The sequence below is a fragment of the Streptosporangium heterodermiicola genome (genome assembly GCF_051390675.1).
GTDB lineage: Bacteria > Actinomycetota > Actinomycetes > Streptosporangiales > Streptosporangiaceae > Streptosporangium.
Map to the genome: position 1 here is coordinate 38869 of NZ_JBPJSR010000009.1, position 25591 is coordinate 64459.

Sequence of the window (25591 nt, forward strand, 5' to 3'; positions counted from 1 at the left end):
GTCGGCATGATCGGAGCGGGCCAGCTGGCCCGGATGACACAGCAGGCGGCCATCGCCCTCGGCATCGAGCTGCGGGTCCTGGCCAACTCGACCGACGAGAGCGCCGCCCGCGTGATCGCCGATGTGCGTCTGGGTGACTACCGGTCCCTGGCCGACCTGCGCGATCTCGCCAAGGGATGCGACGCGGTCACCTTCGACCACGAGCACGTGCCCACCGAGCACGTCCGGGCCCTGGCCGACGACGGCTTCGCCGTGCGTCCCGGGGCCGACGCGCTCGTCCACGCCCAGGACAAGGCGGTGATGCGTGAGCGGCTGACCGCGATCGGCGTTCCCTGCCCGCCCTGGCGGCGGGTCGGGACGGCCGCCGACGTCGAGGGGTTCGCGGCGGAGAACGGCTGGCCGGTCGTGCTCAAGGCGGTCCGGGGCGGCTACGACGGGCGCGGGGTCTGGATCTGCCGCTCCGCGGACGACGCGACCGAGGTCCTCGCCTCCGGCGTGCCGCTGCTGGCCGAGGGGTTCGTGCCGTTCGAGCGTGAGCTCGCCGTGCTGGTCGCCAGGTCGCCGCACGGGCAGGGGGTCAGCTACCCGGTGGTGGAGACCGTCCAGCGCGACGGCATCTGCGTCGAGGTGATCGCCCCCGCCCCCGGCCTCGACCCCGAGTGGGCCGCGGTGGCCCAGCGGATCGCCCTCACCATCGCCAAGGAGCTGGGCGTGACCGGGCTGCTCGCCGTGGAGATGTTCGCCACCCCCTCGGGGCTGGTGGTGAACGAGCTGGCCATGCGCCCGCACAACAGCGGCCACTGGACGATCGACGGGGCCCGCACCTCCCAGTACGAGCAGCACCTGCGCGCGGTCCTCGACCTCCCGCTCGGGTCGCCCGCGCCGACCGCCCCCGTCGTGGTGATGGCCAACCTCCTGGGCGGCGACGATCCCGACATCTTCTCCCGGTACGAGCACGTGATGGCCCACGACCCGGGAATCAAGGTCCACTTCTACGGCAAGGAGGTGCGGCCGGGCCGCAAGATCGGCCACGTCACCGCGATGGGCACCGACCTGGACGAGGTCCGCGCGCGTGCCCGGCACGCCGCCGTCTACCTCACCGAGGGAAGATACACCTGAGCCGGTGAGCCGGCCGGTCCGTCCGGAACCCCGGGCCGTCGAGAGAATGGGCGCCGGGACCCTCCGGAGCCCCCCGCGCCGCCGGACGCGCCGTACCGGCGTGGACCACGGCACCACCGCGAACGCGCGCGGCCCCCGGGCCGCGAGGCAAGGAGACGCAATGACCACCGTCGGCATCGTCATGGGCAGCGACTCCGACTGGCCGGTGATGAAACTCGCCGCCGAGGCGCTGGCCGAGTTCGGGGTGGCGTTCGAGGCCGACGTGGTCTCCGCGCACCGCATGCCCGAGGAGATGATCGCGTACGGCGCGGAGGCGGCCGGGCGCGGGCTGAAGGTGATCATCGCGGGTGCCGGAGGAGCCGCCCACCTGCCGGGCATGCTCGCGTCGGTGACCCCGCTGCCGGTGATCGGCGTCCCCGTCCCGCTGAGGTATCTCGACGGCCTCGACTCCCTCCTCTCGATCGTCCAGATGCCCGCGGGGGTTCCCGTCGCGACCGTCGCCGTCGGCGGTGCCCGCAACGCGGGCCTGCTGGCCGTGCGGATCCTCGCCGCCGCCGACGAGGGGCTGCGGGGGAGGATGGAGGCGTTCCAGCGCGCGCTCAAGGATCAGGCTCACGCCAAGGGCGAGAAACTTCGGGCCGAGGCCGCCCAGCTCGGCGCCTGATATAAGCACTTTTGACCGATGGCTTGACAGCATCGCGGATAGATGGGGACGCGGAGGGAAGGGGAAAATCCTCAAATATCTTGGAGGTCGAGAACCATGAGGAACGCTATCCGCGCCATCCTCGGACTCACGATGGCTGTGCTGGCGGTGTTCGGCAGTCTGGGTGCCGGCGAGAGCCAGAAGCCCGTCGACTCCGCCGGGAGTTCCGTGTCGGCACGCTAGCCTCTGCCGGCCTCGCCCCCGGATCCCGGGGGAGGCGTCGTCGGGCCTGGCTGGGCTCTCGACGTTCGCGTCGCGCGTGATGTGCGTGATGTGCGCGGTGTTCTCGGTGACGTCGACGAAGCCGGTGTGGACGGTTGTCGTTGCGGACGTCGCCGGCGGTCCGGATACTGTGTCCGTGGAACCCGCCGCCGTTCGCGGAGCCGCCGTCCGTGGAGCCCGCCGCCGTCCGTGGAGCCCGGCGCTCTGCGGGCCGTCGCCGCAGGGCACGTCACGGGTCGCTCCCGGACGTGACGGAGGCGCGCCGGCGTCGCGGGGCGATCCGCTCGAAGACCCCGCCCCCGGGCGGCCGCCGACACAGCGAAGGTGAGACGACGTGGAAGCAGACCTCAGCAAGGCCGTCTGGCGCAGGGCGGCCCCGGAGGGGGACGACGGTGGCAACTGCGTCGAGGTGGCCGTGGTCGAGGCCCCCGCGGAGGGACACAAGGCCGGTTCGGGTTCTCTTTACGTATTGCGCGATTCCAGGAATCCCGACGGGCCGAAGCTGTTCTTCACCCGCTCGGAGTGGGACGCCTTCGTCGGGGGCGTGAAGCTCGGCGAGTTCGACAACTGACCTCGGCCGGTTCGGCAACCGGCCAGATGGGACCGGGACAGGCAGGGGCCTTCGTCGCGAGTCTCCAGGGCTTTCCCCGAGCCGCGACTCTCCCGGCGCTTTCCCCGATGGCCGCGATCGGGTCGCGTACCAGGTCGGCCGGCGGGAGACGCGGCCCCCACGGGGCTCGCCCGCGCGGCCGCGGGTTTCTCGCGAGGGTAAAGACCCTTTTGTCGAACGCACAGGAAGAAGTGGTTTCGCGAGGCATCGCGCATTCACCACGACGAGAGTGGCCTCACCGTAATGGCCACCAAAAACCTTCTATAACTAATCTAGAAGGGCTTCTGTCCGTTTTGCGTTGATATGTCCCATATCGTAGTAATTGTCATATCCGAGAGATTACTGCGAAAGGGGGGCGTCCCTATGGGTATCTCAATGTTCCCGGGAGGGGCCTGGCCCGCCCACGATCCCTACTGGCGTCGCCGCCGCCGCTGGCGCCGTCGTCGCTGGCGCCGCTGGTACTACTGGGGCTGGTGACGCGATAAGGCCATGGCGACCCATGTGATTTCTGAGAAGTCGACGCTTACCCGGCGGGTTCCCGGTATCTACCGGGAGCCCGTTGTCATGTCCGGGACGGGGGGCGCGACGGGACGGGCCGCGCCCAGGGCCGTGCTCAGGGGCGGCCCAGGGCGCGGTAGTGCCAGCCGGCGGCCCGCCAGGTCTCGGCGTCGAGGGCGTTGCGACCATCGACGATCTTGCGGGAGGCCACCACGGCACCCAGCTCCTCGGGGTCCATCGCGATGAACTCCTGCCACTCGGTCAGCAGCAGCACGACGTGGGCGTTCTTGGCCGCGTCGAGGGCTGAGGCGCCGTACGAGAGCCCGGGGTGGGCCTTGCGGGCGTTCTCCTGGGCGACGGGGTCGTAGACGGTGACCCGGCCCCCCTGCTCACTGATCTTGACGGCGACGTCCAGGGCGGGCGAGTCGCGGATGTCGTCGGAGTTGGGCTTGAACGCGGCGCCGAGCACCGCGACCGTACAGCCTCGGAAGGAACCCCCGGCCAGCTCGCGGGCCAGGTCGACCATGCGGGCGCGGCGGCGCATGTTGATCGCGTCGACCTCCCGCAGGAAGGTCAGCGCCTGGTCGGCGCCGAGCTCGCCGGCCCGCGCCATGAAGGCGCGGATGTCCTTGGGCAGGCAGCCGCCGCCGAAGCCGAGACCGGGGTTGAGGAACTTGCCGCCGATGCGGTCGTCGAAGGACAGCGCCAGGGACAGCTGCTTGACGTCTGCGTGGGCGGCCTCGCAGACCTCGGCCATCGCGTTGATGAAGGAGATCTTCGTGGCGAGGAAGGCGTTGGCGGCCACCTTGACCAGCTCGGCCGTGGGGTAGTCGGTGATCACCATCGGGGTGCCCATCGCCAGCATGGAGGCGTACACCTCCCGCATGACCTTCTCGGCCCTGTCGGAGGCGACGCCGAGCACGATCCGGTCGGGGTGCAGGGTGTCCTTCACCGCGAAGCCCTCGCGGAGGAACTCGGGGTTCCAGGCCAGCTCGGCGCCCGCGCCGATGGGGGCGAGCCTGGCCAGCTTGTCGGCGAGGCGCTGCGCGGTGCCGACCGGGACGGTCGACTTTCCGACGATCAGGCACTCGCGGTCGAGGTGGGGGGCGAGCGACTCGATCGCGGCGTCCAGGTAGGACACGTCGGCCGCGTACTCCCCCGGTTTCTGGGGGGTGCCCAGGCACAGGAAGTGCACGTCACCGAAGGCCGCGGCCTCCTCGTACGAGGTGGTGAAGCGCAGCCGCCCGTTGGCCAGGTTGCGGCGCAGGATCTCCTGCAGACCCGGTTCGTAGATGGGCAGATCGCCGGCCCGCAGGCGGTCGATCTTCTCCGCGTCCACGTCGACGCCGAGGACTTCGAAGCCCAGCTCGGCCATGCACGCGGACGTCGTCGCACCGAGGTATCCGGTTCCCACCATCGTCAGGCGGTAGGCCACTGGTGCTCCTTTCGGTTCTGCCCAATTCTTTGCCGACAGGGTACCGGCATCTGGCGCTTCCACTTTGCCACCTGCGCAAACGCCGGGGTACATATCACCTGGGGTGGAGCGCTCCAGGTTTTGTTGGACGTCCTACTATTTGCCCATGAGCTACCCTCTCTACGCACTGCCCGAGGAGCACGAGATGCTCCGTGAGACGGTCCGCGCCCTCGCCGACGAGAAGATCGCCCCCCACGCCGCCGCGGCCGACGAGACCGCGGAGTTCCCGGCGGACAGCTACAAGGCGCTCGTCGCGGCGGATCTGCACGCCGTGCACATCCCCGAGGAGTACGGGGGTGCCGGTGCCGACGCCCTCGCGACGGTGATCGTCATCGAGGAGGTGGCGCGGGCCTGCGCCTCGTCCTCGCTGATCCCCGCCGTCAACAAGCTCGGCACCGTCCCGCTGCTGCTCTCCGCCTCCGAGGAGCTCAAGCGGAGCTACCTCACGCCGGTCGCGGGAGGTGACGCGATGTTCTCGTACGCCCTCTCGGAGGCCGAGGCGGGCAGCGACGCCGCCGCGATGAAGACCCGCGCGGTCCTCGACGGCGACCACTACGTGCTCGACGGCGCCAAGATGTGGATCACCAACGCCGGGGTGTCGGAGTACTACACGGTGATGGCCGTCACCGAGCCGGGCGCCGGGGCGAGGGGCATCTCCGCGTTCGTCGTGGAGAAGGGCGACGAGGGCGTCAGCTTCGGGGCCAAGGAGCGCAAGCTCGGCATCAAGGGCTCCCCGACCCGGCAGGTCATCCTGGAGAACGTGCGGATCCCCGCGTCCCGGATGATCGGCGAGCCCGGCACCGGCTTCAAGACCGCCCTGGCCACCCTGGACCACACCCGCATCACCATCGCCGCCCAGGCGCTCGGCATCGCCCAGGGCGCGCTGGACTACGCGATCGGCTACGTCAAGGAGCGCAGGCAGTTCGGCAAGGCCGTCGCCGACTTCCAGGGCGTCCAGTTCATGGTCGCCGACATGGCCATGAAGCTGGAGGCCGCCCGCCAGCTCACCTACGCCGCCGCGGCCAGGTCCGAGCTGGCCATGCGCGGAGAGCCGCAGAAGGACCTCACCTTCCTCTCCAGCGCCGCCAAGTGCGCCGCCTCCGACGCCGCCATGGAGATCACCACCGACGCCGTCCAGCTCCTGGGCGGGTACGGCTACACCAGCGACTACCCGGTCGAGCGCATGATGCGCGACGCGAAGATCACCCAGATCTACGAGGGCACGAACCAGATCCAGCGCGTGGTGATGGCCAGGCAGCTCCTCAAGTAGGTCGCCAAGCAGCGGAAACCCGGTCCGGAACACGCCCGCGGACCGGGTTTCGCACGTGACGGGTGGAGGTCCCCTGGTCTCATGCGCCGCGGACGTGTACACGGATGCCCGTGAATGCCAAGATCACGTCTCATGGACGAGAACGCCTTCTGGGAACTGATCGAGCGGTCCGGCCGGGAGACCGGCACCAGATGGGGGTCACTGGACGGCTTCGAGTACTTCGTGAAATGGCTCGTGAGCCTGGGACGCGCGGCGTTCGAACAGGTGGCGGCCGGTCCGGATCGCGTGATCGAACTACCCGAGTTCCTGCGCCCGCTGGAGGTACGCCGCGAGAGACTCGCCAACGACGAGTTTCCCGTGTGGTCGGCGGAGGAGGAACCGGAGTTCGAGCTCCTCGGCTACGTGACGTTCGGTCCCTACGAGAAGGCCACGGGCCTGGACGTGGTGCGTCTGGGGGACGCCGTACACGCCCGGGGAGTGCGCGGGAAGTTCCCTCTCATCGGTGCGGCCTTCGACGGGGAGGAGTGGGATTTCGGGGACGAGACGGAGTTCGCCCGCGGACTTCCCCGCCTGACCGCGTACCGAGGTGTCCGATGAGGAAGTCATCCGATGGCACTCTCCTTGAGCAGGCGCGTCACGCCTGCGGCGGTGCCCTGTCCCGTCGCCGCTTCAGCGGAAACCGGGCGGGCCCGCCGTCCTGCATCATGGTGGGGTGAGATCTTCACCCGACACCGGCTGGTACTCCGTCCGATGTGTCTTCCGCTGGGAGTCGCCACGTGACGCCTACGAGGAACGGGTCACGCTGTGGAAGGCCGATTCGTTCGACCAGGCCATCGTCATGGCGGAGCGTGAGGCGGCGGAGTACGGCTCGGACGGGGCGATGCGGTATCTGGGGCTGGCCCGGGCGTACCGGCTGCCGGACGACGTGATCGAGCCGGGCACGGAGGTCTTCTCCCTCATCAGGGACAGCGACCTCGAACCGGAGAAGTATCTCGACACCTTCTTCGACGCCGGTGACGAGCGCCAGGGGCGTGTCTCGTAGGTCGCCTGGCCGAGGCGGGCGCCGGGAACGGGCCTGGTGGGGCGCGCGGGCATACTGGGGGACGTGCCACGACGTGATCCACGACCCCGAGTCCGTTCCACTCCCGCGTCCGCCGCCTCGTGTCCGTGCGGGCTGCCCGCGTCGTACGGGGACTGCTGCGGGCGGCTGCACCGGGGGGCGGTGCCCGCGCCCACGGCCGAGGCGCTGATGCGGTCGCGGTTCAGCGCCTTCGGTGTCGGGGACGCCGGGTATCTTCTCCGCACCTGGCATCCGTCGACGCGTCCACCCGCCGTCGAGCTCGACGGCTCGGTCCGGTGGACGCGCCTGGAGGTGCTGGAGACGACCGGCGGCAGCTCCTTCCACACCGAGGGCACCGTCCGCTTCCGCGCCCACTACGTCGAGCGCGGCGAGGCGGGTCACATGGAGGAGCACAGCCGCTTCGCCCGGCACGGGGGCGGCTGGGTGTACGTCGGAGCGATCTAGTCGGAGCGATCTAGGAGCCGCGTCTCACCGCGTCGCGGTCCAGGCGCCGTGCCGGCGGCCGTCGCGGGAGTGGACGTGACCGCCGGGCCGGACGTCTCAGAACCCGCCGCGACCTCGGATCGCTCCCAGGTCCTCCTTGATCTTGAAGATGATCACCAGCAGTTCCATCCACACGCGGGTGAACAGGATGGCGAGGAACCAGGTGATCGGTGCGAGCAGGAGCGCGGTGACGCCGGCCGCCGTGCTCGTGCTGAAGGCGTAGATCGAGAACCCGAGTATCCACAGCGTGTGGACCACCACGATGACGGTGAAGATGACCTTGATGATGCTCGTCGTCACATAGTGGTCGAAGCTGAAATCGAAAAGGCGGCCGAAGAACCCCTTTTGCGTGGGCGCGGGCTGGTACGTCTGCTGGTAGGCGGCCTGGGGGTGCTGTCCGTGGCCGTACTGCGGGTCCTGCATCTGATAGGGGCTGGTCATCGTTCCGTCCATGATCGGGGGAGTGGTCGCGGGTGGGAGGGCGCCGTCCGGCGAGGTCGACGACCTGCGGCGTTACGGACGGCGAATCCGGTGCGGGCATGATTTCAAGATGATCTTGTAGCTGCCTTGGATACGACTTCGGTCACCCACCGGCCCCGGCACGCTCCGCGTGGCGGTCGCGTCTCCCCCTCGCCAGGGCTGCGTGGAGACGTAGAGAGACCCGGTCCGGGCACGTGCCTCCCGGGCCGGGTCTCTCCGCGTGCGGTCCACGCCTAACTGAACACGCCTAACTGAACACGCCTAGCTGCAGACGCCTAACTGACCACGTTTAACTGACCGCGTTTGACTGACCGCGCCTAGCTGTAGACGCCGAACTCCCACAGCGAGTAGCCGTACGCCGTGCCGCGCTGGGTGAGGTTCACCCGGACGTACCTGGCCGACGCGTTGAGGTCGACGGAGTCGAACCCGCCGTCGCCGGTCGTGGTGGAGTGGACGTTGGTCCAGGTCGAGCCGTTGGTGGAGGTCTGGATCTGGTACGCCCTGCCGTAGGCGCCCTCCCAGCCGAGCTGGACGTGCCTGATGGTGGTGGTCGCGCCGAGGTCCACCTGGATCCACTGCGGGTCGGCCCACTCGCTGGCCCACCGGGAGGTGAAGCTGCCGTCGGTGGCCCGGTTCGCGGTGAACGGGCCGCCGTCGCCGGTCGGCTGGTAGGAGGAGGCGGTGGTCGGCTTGCCGAGCGCCACGTTGGTCCCGGCGACCGTCGGCGGGACGACGCGGAACGACCGCTGCTCGATGCCCGCGTTGCCGTGCCCGTCGAAGGCGTACACGTACACCTTCCACACGCCCATCTGCTCGGGCGCGGTCACCGTGAACCTGCCGGGGCCGGTCTGGACGAACCTGACGTTGTCGAAGCCCCGGTTGCCGTTGATGTGCTTGTTGCTGAACATCAGGTTGTAGCGGATCAGGTCGCTGTTCGGGTCGGTCGCGGCGACCTCGACGGTGAAGGTCTTCCCGGCCTGGACGGCGGTCTGCGAGCCGACCGTCATCGAGGTGATCTCCGGGGGGGTGTTCGTCGAGGGCTGCCCGGTGTAGGCCGCCTTGAGCGAGTGGTAGCCGTGCCTGCGCCAGCCGCCGGTGGTGGTGTTGAGCCACACCCCGCCGAAGTCGTTCTCCAGGCCGTAGTGGAACTCGGTCGCGCCGAGCGCGACGCCGGGGTGGCCCTTGATCGCGTTCCAGCTCGCGGTGTACTGGTCACGCTTCTGCAGGTCGGTCGGCTCGTTGGGGACGCCGTTGACGTCGTTGGGAACCTCCCACTCGCCGTCGGGCCCGGCCTCGGTGACGATGTACGGCTTGGTGTACCCGCCGCTGATCCAGTCCGGCTTGACGGTGTGGATGGCGCCGTAGGAGTTGACCGCGAGCAGGTCGAGGGCGGGGGAGTGGGCCTTGTAGTAGGTCCACGCGTGGGTGTACGCGTCGGTGGAGGTGACCGGGTGGTTGGGGTCGGCGGCGTGGATCGCCTGCGCCACCTCGTTGACGAACTTCGCGTACGCCACCCGCCGCTGCTCGACCACCTCGGCGGACAGGCCGTGGTCCTGCATGGTGAGGATGACCTCGTTGCCGACGTCCCACATGAGCACGCCCTGGCGGTTCTTGAGGGCGTTGACGCGGGCGACGATCTCGTTCTTCACGCTGGTCTTGTACGCGGTGTCGTTGACGTAGTCGGCGCCCTGGTTGAGCCAGTGCCCGACGACGACCTTGATGCCCTGCTGGGCGGCCTTGTCCAGCAGCGCCGGGGTGTGGGTGTCGTCGACGCCCCAGGTGCGGATCGTGTTGACGCCCATGTTCTTGAGGTCGCGCATGTAGCCGTCGGCCGCGGCCTGCGGCGGGCCGTAGGTCAGGCCCTTGACCACGTACGGGGCGCCGTTCACCTGGAGCTGCCAGTTGCCCTGCGTGCCGGTCACCCTGACGACGCTCGGCCCGGCCGGGGTCGCCGGGTCGGTCATCGCGGTGGGTGTGGTGCCGGTCTGCTTGGCCACCGAGATCCGGTCGACGCTGAGCACGCCGCCTGAGGTGGTGGCGGCGGTCGGCGTCGTGCCGCCCGCGAGCGCGTTGGGCAGCGAGCCGCCGATGGCGAGGTCGAGGCGTAGGTAGAAGCCGTGGTGCAGGGCCGCCCGCCACGCGGTGACGCCGACCTGGCTCTGGCGCACGACCCAGGTCTGCCTGCCGTCGAGGTAGAAGCGGATCTCCTCGTCGGTCTTGGTGCGGTCGATGACCTGGGCGTACTCGTGGTAGCCGGTCTGGCAGCCGTCACAGGTGGCGAAACCGCTGGTCCGGCCGTTGTACTCGTTGCACACGCCCTCGGGCGCGGTGCCGCAGTGCAGGGTGTTGGCCAGCTGGTTGCGGCCGTTGACGCCGGTCATGATGTCGGTCTCGCCGACGGACGGCCAGTTGTTGTAGTTGCCGCGGTAGGCGGCGCCGGTCGCGCGGAAGCCGGGCCAGTAGCCCAGGGCGTTCGCGACGTCGGGCTGCTTGAGCCGGGCGCTGAACCTGAGCAGCTCGCCCGGCTGCGGCGCGAAGTCGGTGCGCTGGGTCTCGATCCGGCCGGAGGTCCAGTTGCCCGCGCCGTCCTTGATCGCCTTGATGTTCAGGTTGCCGGTGCCGTCGAGGTAGACGTTCGCCGTCGAGGCGCTCATGGTCTCGACCTCGCCGGTGCCCCAGTTGGCGGCGCCGCCGGGGTAGGAGGTGCCGGTGCGCAGGATCCAGTTGGCGGCCGAGGGGGAGGTGCCGGCCGAGCCGTTGAAGTCGTCCTGCCACACCTCGGTCCAGGTGCCGGGCTCCCCGGGCTCCTCAGGCTCCTGGGGGCCGCCGGTGCTGCCGTAGACCTGGAACTCCCACAGCGAGTAGCCGTAGCCGGTGCCTCTGGCGGTGCCGTGCATCCGTACGTACCGGCCGGAACCGGTCACGTCCAGGGTCTGGGTGCCGCCGGTGCCGGTGGTGGTCGAGTAGATGTCGGTCCAGGACGAGCCGTTGGCCGAGGTCTGGATCTTGAAGGCCCTGCCGTACGCGGCCTCCCAGGTCAGCACCACCCGGCTGATCGTGGCCGTCTCGCCGAGGTCGACCTGGAGCCACTGCGGGTCGCTGAACGCGCTGGCCCACCGGGTGCCCGTCAGGTTTCCGTCGACCGCCAGCGACGCGACGTAACCGGCGCCCTCGGATGACGAGGACGTCGCCGTCTTGCCCTGCGACAGCAGGCCGTCGGCCGCCGCCGCGGGGCCGGTGAATGCCAGCCCGGACAGGACCAGTGCCGCCAGAGCGGCGATGACCAGGCCCAACCGGAAGCGGCCCGAACTACGAGCTGGATACACGATCTCTCCTCGAAAGGGGGATGCCCGCCAGGGGACGGCGAGGGGGGAGAGCGCTCTCCGTAACCGAGGGTGCTCCCGTGCGCCGAGCGGTGTCAAGGCCCTACTTTCCGCGAGGTCGAAACGCGCTGCTCACGCACCGGAAACTTCTTCCCAGTGGACATATCCCTTCAAAGACCACCTTCTCGCACGTCCACTGACACGTCCGCGAAGAGAAGACGGGCGCGCCCCTGTGTCGGTGACGTGAACGGCGGGTTTCAGATTGGGTTGGCTGTCGTCTTGACAATTCGCAACAGGGGGGATCAACCTCGTAGGAGAGCGCTCTCCCTGTGCCGTTCCCAACGGCCACCCCCCACTGAAGGAGAGGCAATGCGCCCATCCCGAAGTCCAGTCAGATTCCGACTGGGACTGGTCGCCGCCGCGATCACCGCGCTGGTCGCGGCCGGTCTGGCGATCATCTCCCCCGCCAGCGCGGCGGACGGCCTGATCTCCCAGAGCCGGCCCGCGACCGCCTCCTCCTCGGAGGGAGGCGGCTACGGCGCCGGCGCCGCCTTCGACGGCAACAACACGACCCGGTGGGCCAGCGCCGCCGCCGACCCGCAGTGGCTCCAGGTCGACCTGGGCGGCACCGCGACGATCTCCCAGGTCGTCCTCAACTGGGAGGGCGCGTACGGCAGGTCGTTCAAGATCCAGACCTCGGCCAACGGTTCGTCCTGGACCGACGTCTACTCGACCACCACCGGCACCGGCGGCACCCAGACCCTCACCGTCTCGGGCTCCGGCCGGTACGTGCGGCTGTACGGCACCGCCAGAGGCACCGGCTACGGCTACTCGCTGTGGGAGTTCAAGGTGTACGGCACCGGCGGCTCCCCGGTCACCCCGAGGCCGAAGCCGACGTTCACCGACGAGGTGACGCACCACGAGTTCCAGGCCAACTGCTCCCCGACGGCGAACCGGCCCGACGACCCGATCATCTACCCCGGCCTGCCCGGCGCCTCGCACATGCACACCTTTGTCGGCAACAGGACGACCAACGCGCACAGCACGCAGTCGTCGCTCCTCGGCGGCGGCACCTCGTGCACCAACCCGCACGACAGGTCTGCCTACTGGTTCCCGAGCTTCTACAAGGGCACCCAGCTGATCGAGCCGACCGGCAACCAGGTCATCTACTACAAGTCCGGCATCCTCAACTACTGGGAGGTGCAGCCCTTCCCGCAGGGCCTGCGCTTCGTCGTAGGCAGCCCGACCGCGACGCTCGCCGAGTTCCGTGACTCCCCGGGCGCCGTCGAGGGCTTCGAGTGCGGCGACATCTCCAAGAGCTGGGACATCCCGACGTCCTGCGTCGCGGGCAGCCAGGTGAACGTCCGCTATCAGGCGCCGAGCTGCTGGGATGGCGTCAACCTCGACAGCGCCAACCACAAGACCCACATGTCCTACCCCGTCAGCGGCTACTGCCCGCCCAGCCACCCGGTGGCGGTGCCGATGCTGGAGTTCAAGATCGCCTTCCCCGCCAGCGGTGACCTGTCGCAGGCGCGGCTGGCCAGCGGGCGCGGTTACACCTGGCACTACGACTTCTTCAACGCCTGGGACAACCCCGCCATCCTGGACGCCCTGGTGACCCACTGCATCAACGGTGGCCTCCAGTGCAACCCGCGCGGTTACGACCTGTACAAGCCGCACCGCGGCGCCGCCCTCACGGAGAACTTCGAGCTCCCCTGACCTTTCCCGGTCCTCCCTGACCCTCCTCTACCGCATGTGCTCGGCTCCGGCCTCGGGTGCCCCGGACTCCGGCACCCGTGGGCCGGGGCCGGGCACGTGCTTTTTCCGGCTTTTTCTCGACACGGGGCCTTCTCCCGGTACGGGGGCGTGTCCGCTCCCGGACAATTCCCGACATTGACAGCGCGGGACCGTCGTGACGTACTGGAGAGCGCTCTCCAACAGCGAAGGGAAACACACGTGGGCATCGACGAGCTCGACCGGTTGGTGGAGAAGCTGGACCTGGAACGCAAGGTGCGGCTGCTCGCCGGGGCGACCGTGTGGTCCACCCACGCGGAGCCGGGCATCGGGCTGCGGGCCATGGTCACCTCCGACGGCCCGGTCGGCGTGCGCGGGCAGGGCTGGGACGAACGGAGCACCTCCCTCACCCTGCCCTCCGCGACCGCGCTGGCCGCCACCTGGGACGACGACCTGGTGGAGCTGCTGGGCGGGCTGCTCGCCGACGAGGCGCGGCGCAAGGGCGTGGACGTCCTGCTCGCCCCGACGCTCAACCTGCACCGCTCGCCGCTCGGCGGGCGCCACTTCGAGTGCTACTCCGAGGACCCCCTGCTGACCGGCAGGATCGGCGCCGCCTGCATCCGGGGCATCCAGGCGGGCGGGGTGGCGGCCACCGCCAAGCACTACGTCGCCAACGACTCCGAGACCGAACGGCTCACCCTCGACGCCCGCGTCGACGAGCGGACCCTGCGCGAGCTGTACCTGGCGCCGTTCGAGGCCGCGGTGGAGGCGGGCGTCTGGGTCGTCATGTCCGCCTACAACGGGGTGAACGGGACCACGATGTCGGAGAGCCCTCTCCTGGCCGACCCGCTCAAGGAGAGCTGGGGGTTCGACGGGGTGGTCGTGTCGGACTGGGGCGGCGTCCGCTCCACCGGTCCCGCCGCCCGCGCCGCGCAGGACCTCGCGATGCCGGGTCCCGAGAGTGCCTGGGGGGAGGCGCTGGTCGCCGCGGTGCGCGCTGGCGAGGTGCCGGAGGCCGCGATCGACGACAAGGTCCGGCGCCTGCTCCGGCTGGCCTCCCGGGTCGGCGCGCTGACCCTCGCCGCCGAGGACTCCCCTGTCCTCCCCGGCCCCGCCGAACAGGGAGAACAGGAGGGGCGAGAGGAGTACGGCGCGCTGCTGCGCCGGGCCGTCGCCGCGAGCACCGTCCTCCTGCGCAACGAGGACTCGCTGCTCCCCCTGGACCCCTCGCGCCTGCGCAGGGTCGCCGTGATCGGCCCGAACGCCGCCGCCCCCCGGATCCAGGGAGGCGGCAGCGCGGGCGTGTACCCCGTGTCCGTCGTGTCCCCCCTCGATGGCATCCGTGAGGCGCTGGCCGGTACGGCGGAGGTGCTCCACGGCCCCGGCCCGCACCTCGACGACCGGCCGACCCCGCTGGGCACGGACAACGCCCGCGACCCCCTGACCGGCGAACCCGGCGTCCTGGTCCGGCTGCTGGACGCCGCCGGGGCGGAGATCCACGCCGAGCACCGGCTCACCGGCCGCGTCCTGGAACCCGCCAGGATCGACGCCGCCGTCACCGTCGAGATCCGCGCCCTGCTGAGCCCGGAGGTGGACGGGCTGTGGGAGCTGGCCGTCGCCGGATGGGGTCACGTCCAGTTGGAGGCGGACGGCCACGTCCTGGTCGACGAGGAGGTGGAGCGTGACACCGACGACCCCGCCACCGTGCACCTGTCCCCGCCGTACCGTCGTGCCAGGTTCCCCGTGACGGCGGGCCGGGACGTGGAGCTCGTCTCCCGGCGGCGGCTCGTCCCCGGCAGCGGGATCGCCTCGGTCCTGGCCGCGGACCCGCCCCGGCGCGCCGACGAGGTGGAGCTGGCCGCCGCGGTCGAGCTCGCCCGTACCTGCGACGCCGTGATCGTCGTGGTCGGCTCCACGGAGGAGATCGAGAACGAGGGCGCCGACCGTACGCACCTGGAGCTGCCCGGACGCCAGGACGAGCTGGTCCGCGCGGTGGCCGCCGTCAACCCGGCGACCGTCGTGGTCGTCAACTCCGGTGGACCCATGCTGCTGCCGTGGCGCGAGGAGGTGCCGGCCGTGCTCCTGAGCTGGTTCCCCGGGCAGGAGATGGGGCACGGCCTCGCCGACGTGCTGTTCGGCCGGGCCGAACCCGGTGGCCGGCTGCCCACGACCTGGGCCGACAGGGCGCTCGTCTCCACCGTCCCCGAGGACGGGACGCTCACCTACGCCGAGGGCCTCGACATCGGGTACCGCGCCTGGCTGCGGCGGCCCGCGCCGCCCGCGTACTGGTTCGGGCACGGCCTCGGATACACCTCCTGGTCCTACGAGGACGTCTCCGTGCCCTGGGACGTCTCCCCGGAGAGCGCGCTGCCCGTCCGGGTACGGCTGCGCAACACCGGCGAGCGCGCCGGCCGCGAGGTCGTCCAGGTCTACCTGTCCCGGCCGGAGACGGGCGTGACCCGTCCCGTGCGCTGGCTGGCCGGATACGCCCTCGCCGACGCGGGGCCGGGCGAGGTCGTCGAGGTCACGGTGGACGTCCCGGCACGGGCCTTCCTGCACTGGTCGGCCGAGCACCACGCCTGGCGGGCCGAGGAGGGCGCCTTCACGGTGCTCGCCGGACGCTCGGCCGCCGACCTGCCGCTGAGCGCCCCGGTACTCCTCGGCACGGAGCCGCCGACCTCGCGAGACCCCTCGGGAGAGCGCTCTCTCGCTGTGCTATAAAAGCCCTATGAGCGAAGGCCTACCGCGAGTGTCGGCACCCCCGACCTTGGAGGATGTGGCGCGGGCGGCAGGAGTCTCCCGTGCCACGGTCTCGCGCGTGATCAACGGGATCCGCAATGTCGATCTCGCGATCCAGGAGAAGGTCAAGCAGGCGATCGCCCTCACCGGCTACGTCCCCAACCAGGCCGCGCGCTCCCTGGTCACCCGGCGTACGGGGACGATCGCCCTGATCGTCTCCGGGGCGGGCAGCAGCGAGGAGAGCCCGTTCCCCGGCCACGTCTTCGCCGACCCGTTCTTCGGGCGGGTGGCCGGGGGTGTCGTCGGCTTCCTGCGCCCGCTGGGCATCTACCCGATCCTGATGTTCGCCGACACCCCGGAGACCCGGGACCAGGTCATCACCTACCTGCGCCGGGGCAACGTCGACGGGGCCATCCTGGTCTCCATCAGCGCCGAGGACACGTTGCCCAAGCTGCTCGCCGACGCCTCGCTGCCCGCCGTGCTCTTCGCCAGACCGGCCAGGCCGATCCCGATCAGCTACGTCGACGTCGGGCACCGGGCCGGGGGCAAGCTGGCCGCCGACCATCTCGTCGCCCGGGGCTGCCGCAGGCTGGCGACCATCTCGGGCCCGCTCGACGTCCCGGCCAGCCAGGACCGCCTGGCGGGCTTCCAGGAGGCGATGGCCGTGCACGGCCATCCCTACATCCCCTGCGCCGAGGGCAACTTCACCCTCCACAGCGGCGAGGTGGCGATGGAACGGCTGCTCGCCGAGCACCCCGACATCGACGGCGTCTTCGCGGCCAACGACCTGATGGCCCAGGGCGCCCTGCTGGTGCTGCGCCAGCACGGGCGCGACGTGCCCGGCGACGTGGCCATGGTCGGTTTCGACGACAGCAGCGCGGCCCTGGCCTGCCGCCCGCCGCTCACCACCGTCCGCCACCCCGTCGAGGACATGGCCGCCGAGATGGGACGGCTGCTGCTCACCCACATCGAGCATCCGGACCACCCGGTGACCTCACGGATCTTCGAACCGACCCTGGTGATCAGAGAGTCCGCCTGACCCGGACGGCTCTCCGGCCGGCCCCGGACCGCTGTCTGAACTCCTGGGTCGCCGTCGTCTCCCGGGACGGTAGGGGCCTCGCATCCGTAAGTGCCGCTCTTCACGGCCACAGCACCCGTACGTCATCATTCCGCCCTGTGCCCCCTGTACGACACCTACTGTCGCCCTAATTCCGTTTTCTGGACGACCGTCCCATGTGGTGCCAGTAGATTTGCCCCTTCCAGTCATTCCCTGTTTGCTTTTGCGCAGCTCTCGAATGGGGAATGGAGAACAGAAGCCGCCTGATCGTTTTGGTCCGGTCAGGCGGGCTCCGCAAGGCACTCGACACGGAAGGGGGGAGTGCGAAGCGGTTCCGCGTGGCGGCGACGATCATTTCGGGGAATCCGCCCAGGCCGAGCGTCGCGTCGGCGAAAATCCGGTCCGCGCTCTCGGCGGGACGGGAAGCTCCCGCCATCTTGGGAGCGTAGGGTGTGAGGATCTGTGCTTCGCGACGGATCGGGATAATTTGATCAGGCCTTCGACCGCCTGTCACCGTTCGAATCCGCCGCCAAGAAAAGCCGTCCACCCGTGTTCCGTGATTCTCGTTTGCGCGGCGGACGGTTCCGGTCCTGTCACGGATGAGCATGACCGTTCGCGCGAAAGGCCAATGTCATTTATGCGCCCGCGAAGAGCGGGGCATGTCCCCATGGACCTGGGGGCCGCGCTGTCGCGGTGAGATCCAAACCGTTCGAACAACCGAACCCGAAAAGGATGGCCGACGTGAAGAAGAACATTTGCGAGGACGCCGAGTCGCTGGTCCCGACCGATGTGACCGACTCGGTGACCATTCCTCAACAGGAGCAGTCTCACCGAGTCGCTCGGCCCGCAGCCGAGCGATCTGGTCGTCATCGAGACCGACGGCTCGTACGAGCAGGTCGACTCCCTGAAGACGGCGTACGACGGCGCCCCCGCCACGGGGATGAGCGTCCGCGACCACTGCCTGGACGAGGTGGCCCGCCATCCGGGTTTCGGTGACCGGCGGTCCGGGACGGCCGGCCTGTCCGCCCAGTGCCGGGCCTGCCCGGTGGTCGAGACCTGTGGCGGGGGCCTCTACACCCACCGCTACCGCACGGGATCGGGCTTCGACAATCCCAGCGTCTACTGCGCCGACCTGCTGCGCCTGATAACGCATGTCAACGAGACGGTCAGCGGCCTCGCTCGTCACACGTTCCGGGCCGCGGACATCGCCGCGCTGGCCGCCGGCTACGGGGAGGGCGACGCGATCCTCGCGCTGGAGGCGGTCCAGCGAAGCCTGCGCCGCGTTCTTCTCGGCAGGGTCGGCGCCGTCGCCACCGCGCCGGAGGCCTGGATCTCGAACCGCAGCCCTGGTGATCAGATGATTCGCTCCCCTCTTCTTCGGGGGCCGGGACTATCTGTCGGCGAGAGGGGAGGCCGCCTGGATGTGTGACGCGGCCTCGGAACAGCCCGGTGGCGGGCTCATCGCCCCGGTGCGGGAGATCACGGTGAAGGACGCGTCGAGGTTGGTCAGCTTCAGGAGCTTGAGGACCACCGGCGGGGCTCCGGCCAGGAGCAGGGGCGTGTCGTGCTCGCGTGCGTACCGTTTGACGGCGATCAGCGCGCTCAGGCCGCAGGCGTCGATGAAGGTGACGCCGGCCAGGTCGATGATGACCGTGCCGGGGCGGACGTCGACGACGTCCTGGGTGAAGGCCGACAGGTCCGGCCTGGTGGCGAGGTCGAGCTCGCCGGCCACCGTGATGACCACGAAGCCGTTCGCGTGCTCGCTCGTGAGTTGAAGTGCGTTCATCGCCCACTTCCCTGCAGGCTCACGTGAATGTACGTATCCGGCCAGGGGGTGTCGCTCGGACGCCTGGCCTCAGATCGTCGCCTCCCCGGTCGCGTCGTGCGGGCGCGGAGGGGGTGGACCATCTGAAGCCACGATACTCCCTAACGGTGCGAATCATCGCTTTCCGTGATCGTATAGCTTCGAAGCGAAGTGTAGATGCCAACCCGCATATGTTCCAGCTATTCGAGGAAACAGCTTTGTAGCCTCGTCCGCGCGGGGGTTTCGACGTGCGGGAAAGCCGGTTCCCGAGTGACGGGAGAGGGGCGTGAGCCGACCGGGAAAACCGGTTTGACCTGGGAGGGGTCAGCCCGGGGAGTGGCTCGGTGCCATGGCGTCGAGCGCCTCGCGCAGGTTGTCGCGTGTCTCGAAGTGCCGGTCGAGATTGGTGATCGTCAGCAGGTGGGTGATCATGCCGGGGCTCACCACCAGCATGAGGCGGCCGTGGGCCTCCTTGAGGCGGGTGAGCGTGCCCACGAGCACCCCCAGTCCCACCGAGTCGCAGAACGGCACCCCTGTCAGGTCCATCACCAGGTTCGGGTTTCCCGCGTCCTGCAGGGCGTGGTCGATCTCCGCGCGCAACCGGGGAGCCACCGCCATGTCGAGCTCGCCTGTCGCCTGCACGACCACACAGGTGCCGCTGCGCCATGTCTGAACATCGAATGTCGAGATCACGATCATCACCTCCGTGCCTTTTAGGCTGCCCTGACGGAAAGCTGTTATGCGCATAGCTCACTTTTTGCAGATATTGTCCGTTGCTGTCCTTGCTGTTGGAGTCGCGACAGGTGTGGCGCTCGGAGTGGGCGAGGCGGCCGCCTCCTTCACGGTGACCTTCTTCGCCGGGGCGTGCTTCAGGCCGACGACCACCTCGATCCTGTCGCCGAGGCTCTCCAGCGGGCGCAGCTCCGCCCCGGGCAGCGCGGCGGCCACGGTGCGCACCGAGTCCTCGCGGCCGGGGCCGTAGCGGATGACGGTCTTCTCGAAGTCCTTCCGCGGGGTGTTGCCCGGGGTCTCGGGCACCAGGAAGCCGACTCTCTGCAGGTCGGCCCTGGTCTGCGCGCCCAGGCCGGTGATCGTGGTGCCGTTGAGCACCCTGAGGGCGATCCGCGACGGCGCGACGGTGAGGGCGGGAGCCGAGGGGGAGGCCGCCGGGGTGGGCGTCGCCTTGCCGGGCTTGGCGGACTTGGCGGGCTTGACCAGCGTCTCGTCGGCGGCGATCCTGCGGAACAGCTCCTTGGCCGCCTCCTTGTCCCAGAGTACGGCCGACTCACCGGTCGGCGTCTTGTAGTCGACGTCCGCGAGCGGGACCGTGGCGAAGGCCACGTCGTCGGTGGAGACGTCCTTGAGCTGGTCGGCCAGGCCGAGCAGGTCCCCGCGGAGCGCGTCGTCCACCCGGATCGTGTCGAGTGTGGTGTCGACGAACGAGGCGAGCCGGATCGGGTTGGTCAGCGTCTCACCGCTGAGCGCCTGGTTCAGCAGCGCGGAGATCACCTGCTGCTGGCGGTCGATGCGGTCGAGGTCGGAACGGGCGGTGGCGCGGGTGCGGGCGTAGGCGAGGGCCTTGACGCCGTCGAAGGAGTAGGTGCCCGGCTGCAGGTCGAGCGCGGTCTTCGGGTCGTTGATCGGGACCGGGGTGCAGACCGAGATGCCGCCGAGGGCGTCGACCACCTCGATGAAGCCCAGCACGTTGACCTCGACGTAGTGGTGGAGGGTGAGCCCCGTGGCGGTTTGCACCGTGCGCGTCGCGAGCTTCGGGCCGCCGAGCTGGTAGGCGGCGTTGATCTTGTGCAGTCCCTTGCCGGGGACCGTCGTCCAGGTGTCGCGGGGGAGGCTGACCACGGTGACCTTGCTGTGGTCCTCCGACACGTGGATCACCATCATGGTGTCGGTGCGCTCGCCGGTCTCGCGGCCCAGCTTGAGCTGGTTCTGCTGCTTGCGGGTGAGGTTGTCGCGCTTGTCGACGCCGACCACCAGGATGTTCATGGCACCGGTGCTCGACCGCGACCCGGGGACGCCCGCGTCGACCGCCTCGATCTTCGTCGTGGCGTAGTTGGTCAGCGCCCACGTCACCCCGGAGCTGCCCAGGACCAGGCACGAGAGCGCGCCGGCGATCACGAGGCCGCGCCGCCTGGTGCGGGCACCCCTCGCCGACCTGCGGTCACGCCTCGGGTTCACCCGGACGCTTCCGTAGGCGTCGCCGCCTACGTGCACACCCGAATCCTCCTCCGGGTCGCGCATGCATGGCCCCCTAGGCTCCAGCTGGGTCGATGAGGTACCCGTTCGTACAGTAGCGTGAGCGACGCCATGAAGCAGTTCCCCGACTCGCCCGCGCCGGCGTCGTCTTCAGAGACACGTGTCTGGCCCCCCATCTCCATCGTCATCCCGGTGCTGAACGAGGAGCGCCATCTGCGGGAGGCGGTGCGTCAGGTGCTGTCGCAGCGGTACGCGGGACCGATCGAGGTCGTGCTCGCGATCGGCCCCTCCCGCGACCGTACGCAGGAGGTCGCCGACGAGATCGCCGCCGACGACCCCCGCGTGGTCGTCGTCCCCAACCCGACCGGCCGCACCCCCAACGCGCTCAACGCCGCCATCGCGGCGTCCGGCAACGCGATCATCGCCAGGGTGGACGGCCACGCGATGCTCCCCGACGACTACCTCCAGGTCGCGGTGGAGACCCTTGAGGAGACCGGCGCCGACAACGTGGGCGGCGTCATGGCGGCCGAGGGCGTCACGCCGTTCGAGCAGGCGGTGGCCCGCGCGATGACGTCCAAGATCGGCGTCGGCGGCGCCCGGTTCCACACCGGGGGCACCGCGGGCCCGGCCGACACGGTCTACCTCGGCGTGTTCCGCCGCGCCGCGCTGGAGCGGGTCGGCGGCTACGACGAGCACTTCCAGCGGGCCCAGGACTGGGAGATGAACCACCGCATCCGCGAGACGGGCGGCCTGGTCTGGTTCCAGCCCCGGATGCGCGTCTCCTACCGGCCGAGGCCCGACCTCAGGGCGCTCGCCAAGCAGTACTTCCACTACGGCCGCTGGCGCAGGGTGGTCGCCCGCACCCACGAGGGCACGATCAACCTGCGCTACCTGGCGCCGCCCCTGGCCTTGCTGGCCATCCTCGCGGGCCTGGCGGTCTCCCCGTTCCTCTGGCCGGGGCTGCTGATCCCCGGCGGCTACCTGGCGGCGATCCTGGCCGGTTCCGCGGTCACCGGCAGCGGCCTGCCCGCCCCGGCGCTCGTCCGGCTGCCGCTGGTCTACGTCACCATGCACATGTCGTGGGGCTGGGGCTTCCTGACGAGCCCGAGGAAGCTCGGCAGGCCCGACCGCGCGAGCGGCTGACCCGCCACGCCGGAGCGCGCCGGTCAGGTGCGGGCGTCGACCACCTGGCCGGTGACGCCGGAGACGAGCACGTCCAGCGAGGTACGGGCGACGGCGTACGGGGCGTGCGGGCCCGGCGTCGTGGCTCCCGCCCGTCCGGGATCCACGCAGTTGACGCGCACCCCGTACCCGGCCCACTCCTCCGCGAGCACGCGGGTCAGGCCGGTCACGGCGGCTCCCGCGTAGGAGCGCAGGCCGTCTCCCGTCCCGTCCTGGGCGCGGGAGGGGGCGAGGAACAGCAGCTGGCCCCGCGTCTCGCGGAGATGGGGGAGGGCCGCCCTGGCGACGGTGACGGGGCCCAGGTGGTTCGCGCTCACGGTCTCGGCGATCGTGGCGTCGTCCACCGCGTCGATCCTGCCCGGGGGCGCGCCCGCCGCGCTGACCACGTGGTCGATGCCGCCCGTCTCCTTGACGACCCGGGCGAGCGCGTCGGCCACCGCCCGGAGGTCGCCGACGGGGAAGCCGACGGGGAACACGCGGGCGCCGTGGTGCCCGGCCAGTTTCGCCACCTCGGCGCCGGCGGCGTCGTCCGCGCCGAGGACCACCACGGTCCTGCCCTCCAGCGCGTCGCGCAGGGCGGTGCCGGAGCGGGCGGGAACGTCGCTCGCGGCGAGCCGGAGGAGCTTGTCGGCGACGAAGAGGTCCACCGGATGGGTGACCTTCATGTTCCGCTCGCTGCCCGGCACCACGTGGATCGGCACGTCGGGCAGGTAGCGCAACACCACCCCGCAGTCGTCGGTGGGCGGCCGGTCGCCGAAGCCGGGGTCGGCGAAGGCGCGCTCGTACGCCTCGCGGATCACCGAGAGCCGGAAGCACTGCGGGGTCTGGACGCGGCGCAGGCGGGCCCGGTCGGGGACGTCGCTGACGACCTCCCCGTGCGGCCCTCGCGAGGTCACCACGATCGTGTCGGAACTCGGGATCGCCACCTCGACCGCCGAGAAGGTCCTCAGCGCCTCGACGCAGTCGGCGATGATCCGGGGTTCCGCCAGCGGGCGTACGGCGTCGTGCAGCAGCACGAGGCACTCACGCGTGCCCAGCGCCCGCAGTGCCCGCCAGGTGGTCTCCGGGCGGCTCGCGCCGCCCTCCAGGATCCTGCCGACCTTCGTGAAGCCGTTGCGCTCGACGATCCGCTCCACCTCGCCGGTGAAGCCGGGCGCCATCAGGACCATGATCTCGTCGATCTCCGGCGCCCCCTCGAACAGGGCGAGGGTGTGTTCGAGGATCGTCCTGCCCGCTATCTCCAGCAGCTGCTTGGGGGTGTCGTGGCCGACGCGCCGGCCGACACCGCCTGCCAGGACCACACCGACGGTTCGGGGACGCGGTTCACGTTCGGCCACGATCAGATTCCTTTGACAGTTCGGATATGGCGAGCGTAATGGGTGCGTACCCGATCGACCGGCGTGCTCCCGTGCTATCCCGTCAAGATCTAGCTACGCTGAGTGCGCACTCCCCGATTCGTACGGTGATCCCGTCGGATACGAAGGAGCCCGGATTGCCTGACTCTCACGCCATCGTCTCGTCCGACGCCTCACGGGCGGTCGCGGTCGTGCTCGCCACCACCGAGACGTCGGGCCTTCGATGTTCCGGCGGGACCCTCCTCGACAGGCTGACCGGCCAGCTCGCCACGCTTCCCGTACGGGACGTGCACGTGGTGGCCCGTTCCGGCGACATCATCCACGCGCCCGGCGGCACCCACATGATCGGGGTCGAGGGGTCGAGGGGGCTCGCCGACGACCTGCGCAGGATCGCGAAGGTGGCCCGCTCGTCCATCGGCCCGGTGCTGGTGGTCGCCGGTGACCTGGTGGCGCACACCGAGGCGCTGGCCACGCTCGTGGAGCACCCGGCCCGCGACACCGCCGCGCTGGTGGGCGACACGGGCGAGGTGGGCGGGGCCCCCGGGCCGGCGCGCCCGCCGGTCAGGACCGACGGCAGGTCCGTGGTGGCCGCGGGCACCTCCTTCCACGAGGCCGGCGAGACCAACGGCACCTTCAGGGGCGCGCTCCAGATCGGCGTGTCCGACCTCGCGGGCTTCGCCGAGACCACCGAGACGCTCGCCGAGCTCGCCGAGACGGGTGCCTTCGGCCCGATGGACGGCGGCGAGGTCCCCGGCCTGCTCCTGGTCGGCCTGGTCCGCTCCGGCGTCCAGGTGCGCGCGGCCAGGCTCGGCCGCCTGCACGCCGACCGGATGGCCGGTCAGGCGGACGCCGACGTGGCCGTACCCCGGCTGGCCGAGGTCGACGAGAACGAGGCCCGGCTGGACGCCGCGGTCAAGACCAACGACGGCTTCTTCGCCACGTACGGGGTGAGCTCCTGGTCCAGGTACGTCGTGAAGGCGGTCGCCGCGCTCGGCCTGACACCGAACGCGGTCACCGGCATCTCCGTCGGTTTCGCCATGCTCGCCGCGATCTGGTTCTCCGTGGGCACCCGGCCCGGCCTGATCGCGGGGGCGGTCCTGCTCTACCTGTCGTTCGTGCTCGACTGCGTCGACGGCCAGCTCGCCCGCTACACCCGGACCTTCTCACCGCTCGGGGCATGGCTGGACGCCACCTTCGACCGGGTCAAGGAGTACGCCGTCTACCTGGGCCTCGCCATCGGTTACGCGGCCGGGCTGGACGTCGCGGGCGGCGGCCCGGACGGCATCTGGGCGCTGGCGGTGTCCGCGATGATCCTGCAGATGCTCCGCCACATGATCGACTTCTCGTACGCGGGGGCGCGTGCCGACGCGAGCCGGGTGGGCGCGGCCTGGGCGAGGGGGGCGGGTTCGCTGGCCCACCCGGCCGGTGAGGCGAGGCGGTCGGTGTCGCCCCGGTGGCCGGAGCGGCGGGCCGCGTTCGCGGGTGCCGACGCGGGGTGGACACCGGGCGCGGGTGTGGGTGCGGGCGAGAGCGGGGGCAGCGAGGCCGTCGGGGCCGTCGGGACTGGCGGGGCCGGCGCATCGGCCGTCGGTGCCGGAGGCGACCGGGCGGGGCTCGCGGACGAGCGGACCACGGGCGCCGGAAGCGGGCAGGCAGGCTCCCCGGAGCGGACGGACTCCCCGGGCGGTGCCGACTTCCCAGGCGGTGCTGACTTCCCGGGCAGGGCGGACTCCTCGCGTGGTGCGGATTTCCCGGGCAGGGCGGGCTCCCTTGGCAGGGCGGCCGCCGGTGACGGTGCCGGGCCTGGGGCGGGCAACGCGGTCGTGCGGCTCTCGCGGGCGATGGAGAAGGCGTCGCTCACCCGCTGGTTCAAGAAGATCGTCGTGTTGCCCATCGGGGAGCGGATGGCCCTGATCGCGGTGACCGCCGCCCTCTTCAACGCCCGGGTGACCTTCGTCGCGCTGCTGCTCTGGGGCGGGATCGCCGCCCTGTACATCCTCTTCGGCCGGGCGGGCAGGTCGCTCAGCCGATGACCGGGGCGGCGGGGTCCGTGACGGGCGGGATGGACGACCTGAAGCGGGGGGCCGTGGCCGGCGAGACGAACGGCCTTGGAGTGGCAGGGGCCGTGACCGACGGGACGAACGGCCTTGGAGTGGTAGGGGCCGTGACTGTCGAGACGAACGACCCGGGGCGGCGGAGTTCGTGACCGGCGAGACGAAACACCCGGAGCGGCGGGGTCCGTGACC

General features: G+C 70.5%; 20 protein-coding genes. 13 read left to right on the forward strand and 7 right to left on the reverse strand.

Features of this window, described 5'->3' with window-relative positions; all coding sequences use genetic code 11:
- Window positions 1-6: 6 nt before the first annotated feature.
- The 3 genes from ACSC1Q_RS20480 (at window position 7) to ACSC1Q_RS20490 (ending at window position 2615) form a co-directional block, all read left to right on the forward strand.
- A complete protein-coding gene (locus tag ACSC1Q_RS20480) occupies window positions 7-1119 on the forward strand; it encodes a 5-(carboxyamino)imidazole ribonucleotide synthase (RefSeq protein WP_436760554.1) in 1113 nt (370 codons plus the stop codon).
- 160 nt (window positions 1120-1279) lie between these two features.
- A complete protein-coding gene (purE, locus tag ACSC1Q_RS20485) occupies window positions 1280-1783 on the forward strand; it encodes a 5-(carboxyamino)imidazole ribonucleotide mutase (RefSeq protein WP_436760305.1) in 504 nt (167 codons plus the stop codon).
- A gap of 595 nt (window positions 1784-2378) precedes the next feature.
- Complete coding sequence (locus ACSC1Q_RS20490) at window positions 2379-2615, forward strand: DUF397 domain-containing protein (protein WP_436760306.1); 237 nt, start codon at window positions 2379-2381, stop codon at window positions 2613-2615.
- 652 nt (window positions 2616-3267) lie between these two features.
- Here the strand turns inward: ACSC1Q_RS20490 and ACSC1Q_RS20495 are convergent.
- A complete protein-coding gene (locus ACSC1Q_RS20495; protein WP_436760555.1) occupies window positions 3268-4569 on the reverse strand; it encodes a UDP-glucose dehydrogenase family protein in 1302 nt (433 codons plus the stop codon).
- Between the two features lie 163 nt (window positions 4570-4732).
- On the opposite strand from ACSC1Q_RS20495, the gene ACSC1Q_RS20500 reads away from it, so the two are divergent.
- From ACSC1Q_RS20500 to ACSC1Q_RS20515, 4 genes are all read left to right on the forward strand, one after another.
- Complete coding sequence (locus tag ACSC1Q_RS20500) at window positions 4733-5896, forward strand: acyl-CoA dehydrogenase family protein (RefSeq protein ID WP_436760307.1); 1164 nt, start codon at window positions 4733-4735, stop codon at window positions 5894-5896.
- A gap of 114 nt (window positions 5897-6010) precedes the next feature.
- Window positions 6011-6493 carry a DUF4240 domain-containing protein gene (locus ACSC1Q_RS20505; RefSeq protein WP_436760308.1) on the forward strand — a complete coding sequence of 161 codons (483 nt, stop codon included), beginning with the start codon at window positions 6011-6013 and terminating at the stop codon, window positions 6491-6493.
- 115 nt (window positions 6494-6608) lie between these two features.
- Window positions 6609-6938 carry a hypothetical protein gene (locus ACSC1Q_RS20510; protein ID WP_436760309.1) on the forward strand — a complete coding sequence of 110 codons (330 nt, stop codon included), beginning with the start codon at window positions 6609-6611 and terminating at the stop codon, window positions 6936-6938.
- Window positions 6939-7118: 180 nt separating this feature from the next.
- Window positions 7119-7421: a YchJ family protein gene (locus ACSC1Q_RS20515; protein ID WP_436760310.1), complete on the forward strand. Its 303-nt coding sequence runs from the start codon at window positions 7119-7121 to the stop codon at window positions 7419-7421.
- A gap of 96 nt (window positions 7422-7517) precedes the next feature.
- Here the strand turns inward: ACSC1Q_RS20515 and ACSC1Q_RS20520 are convergent, their stop codons facing one another.
- Window positions 7518-7901, reverse strand: coding sequence for a DUF4282 domain-containing protein (locus tag ACSC1Q_RS20520; protein ID WP_436760311.1), 384 nt, complete (start codon window positions 7899-7901; stop codon window positions 7518-7520).
- Between the two features lie 356 nt (window positions 7902-8257).
- Entirely contained in the window at window positions 8258-11266 is a 3009-nt protein-coding gene (locus ACSC1Q_RS20525; RefSeq protein WP_436760312.1) for a discoidin domain-containing protein, read from the reverse strand.
- A gap of 366 nt (window positions 11267-11632) precedes the next feature.
- Between ACSC1Q_RS20525 and ACSC1Q_RS20530 the strand changes: the two genes are divergently transcribed.
- The 4 genes from ACSC1Q_RS20530 to ACSC1Q_RS20545 all read left to right on the forward strand — a co-directional run bounded on the left by ACSC1Q_RS20530 (window position 11633) and on the right by ACSC1Q_RS20545 (window position 18222).
- The gene (locus tag ACSC1Q_RS20530; protein WP_436760313.1) at window positions 11633-12982 is read left to right on the forward strand and encodes a DUF1996 domain-containing protein; all 1350 of its coding nucleotides are present in this window, start codon (window positions 11633-11635) and stop codon (window positions 12980-12982) included.
- 237 nt (window positions 12983-13219) lie between these two features.
- Window positions 13220-15718, forward strand: coding sequence for a glycoside hydrolase family 3 C-terminal domain-containing protein (locus ACSC1Q_RS20535; RefSeq protein ID WP_436760314.1), 2499 nt, complete (start codon window positions 13220-13222; stop codon window positions 15716-15718).
- A 7-nt stretch (window positions 15719-15725) separates the two neighbouring features.
- Complete coding sequence (locus ACSC1Q_RS20540) at window positions 15726-16775, forward strand: LacI family DNA-binding transcriptional regulator (protein WP_436760315.1); 1050 nt, start codon at window positions 15726-15728, stop codon at window positions 16773-16775.
- Between the two features lie 958 nt (window positions 16776-17733).
- Window positions 17734-18222, forward strand: a complete 489-nt coding sequence (locus tag ACSC1Q_RS20545) for a hypothetical protein (protein WP_436760316.1) — start codon at window positions 17734-17736, stop codon at window positions 18220-18222.
- Here the strand turns inward: ACSC1Q_RS20545 and ACSC1Q_RS20550 are convergent.
- The 3 genes from ACSC1Q_RS20550 to ACSC1Q_RS20560 form a co-directional block, all read right to left on the reverse strand.
- Window positions 18184-18579 carry an STAS domain-containing protein gene (locus ACSC1Q_RS20550; RefSeq protein ID WP_436760317.1) on the reverse strand — a complete coding sequence of 132 codons (396 nt, stop codon included), beginning with the start codon at window positions 18577-18579 and terminating at the stop codon, window positions 18184-18186. The genes ACSC1Q_RS20545 and ACSC1Q_RS20550 overlap by 39 nt on opposite strands.
- 342 nt (window positions 18580-18921) lie before the next feature.
- The gene (locus tag ACSC1Q_RS20555; RefSeq protein WP_436760318.1) at window positions 18922-19290 is read right to left on the reverse strand and encodes an STAS domain-containing protein; all 369 of its coding nucleotides are present in this window, start codon (window positions 19288-19290) and stop codon (window positions 18922-18924) included.
- A 57-nt stretch (window positions 19291-19347) separates the two neighbouring features.
- Complete coding sequence (locus ACSC1Q_RS20560; RefSeq protein WP_436760319.1) at window positions 19348-20826, reverse strand: LCP family protein; 1479 nt, start codon at window positions 20824-20826, stop codon at window positions 19348-19350.
- Window positions 20827-20919: 93 nt separating this feature from the next.
- On the opposite strand from ACSC1Q_RS20560, the gene ACSC1Q_RS20565 reads away from it, so the two are divergent.
- Entirely contained in the window at window positions 20920-21951 is a 1032-nt protein-coding gene (locus ACSC1Q_RS20565) for a glycosyltransferase family 2 protein (RefSeq protein ID WP_436760556.1), read from the forward strand.
- Window positions 21952-21974: 23 nt separating this feature from the next.
- Here the strand turns inward: ACSC1Q_RS20565 and ACSC1Q_RS20570 are convergent, their stop codons facing one another.
- A complete protein-coding gene (locus ACSC1Q_RS20570; RefSeq protein ID WP_436760320.1) occupies window positions 21975-23327 on the reverse strand; it encodes an SDR family oxidoreductase in 1353 nt (450 codons plus the stop codon).
- 155 nt (window positions 23328-23482) lie between these two features.
- On the opposite strand from ACSC1Q_RS20570, the gene ACSC1Q_RS20575 reads away from it, so the two are divergent.
- Complete coding sequence (locus tag ACSC1Q_RS20575; RefSeq protein WP_436760321.1) at window positions 23483-25378, forward strand: CDP-alcohol phosphatidyltransferase family protein; 1896 nt, start codon at window positions 23483-23485, stop codon at window positions 25376-25378.
- Window positions 25379-25591 lie beyond the last annotated feature (213 nt).

Coding starts and splice junctions, on each gene's coding strand:
- ACSC1Q_RS20480 (WP_436760554.1), top strand. CDS start 7: ATGATCGGAGCGGGCCAGCTGGCCCGGATGACACAGCAGGCGGCCATC.
- purE (WP_436760305.1), top strand. CDS start 1,280: ATGACCACCGTCGGCATCGTCATGGGCAGCGACTCCGACTGGCCGGTG.
- ACSC1Q_RS20495 (WP_436760555.1), bottom strand. CDS start 4,569: ATGGTGGGAACCGGATACCTCGGTGCGACGACGTCCGCGTGCATGGCC.
- ACSC1Q_RS20500 (WP_436760307.1), top strand. CDS start 4,733: ATGAGCTACCCTCTCTACGCACTGCCCGAGGAGCACGAGATGCTCCGT.
- ACSC1Q_RS20505 (WP_436760308.1), top strand. CDS start 6,011: ATGCCAAGATCACGTCTCATGGACGAGAACGCCTTCTGGGAACTGATC.
- ACSC1Q_RS20520 (WP_436760311.1), bottom strand. CDS start 7,901: ATGACCAGCCCCTATCAGATGCAGGACCCGCAGTACGGCCACGGACAG.
- ACSC1Q_RS20530 (WP_436760313.1), top strand. CDS start 11,633: ATGCGCCCATCCCGAAGTCCAGTCAGATTCCGACTGGGACTGGTCGCC.
- ACSC1Q_RS20540 (WP_436760315.1), top strand. CDS start 15,726: ATGAGCGAAGGCCTACCGCGAGTGTCGGCACCCCCGACCTTGGAGGAT.
- ACSC1Q_RS20545 (WP_436760316.1), top strand. CDS start 17,734: ATGAGCGTCCGCGACCACTGCCTGGACGAGGTGGCCCGCCATCCGGGT.
- ACSC1Q_RS20550 (WP_436760317.1), bottom strand. CDS start 18,579: ATGAACGCACTTCAACTCACGAGCGAGCACGCGAACGGCTTCGTGGTC.
- ACSC1Q_RS20565 (WP_436760556.1), top strand. CDS start 20,920: ATGAAGCAGTTCCCCGACTCGCCCGCGCCGGCGTCGTCTTCAGAGACA.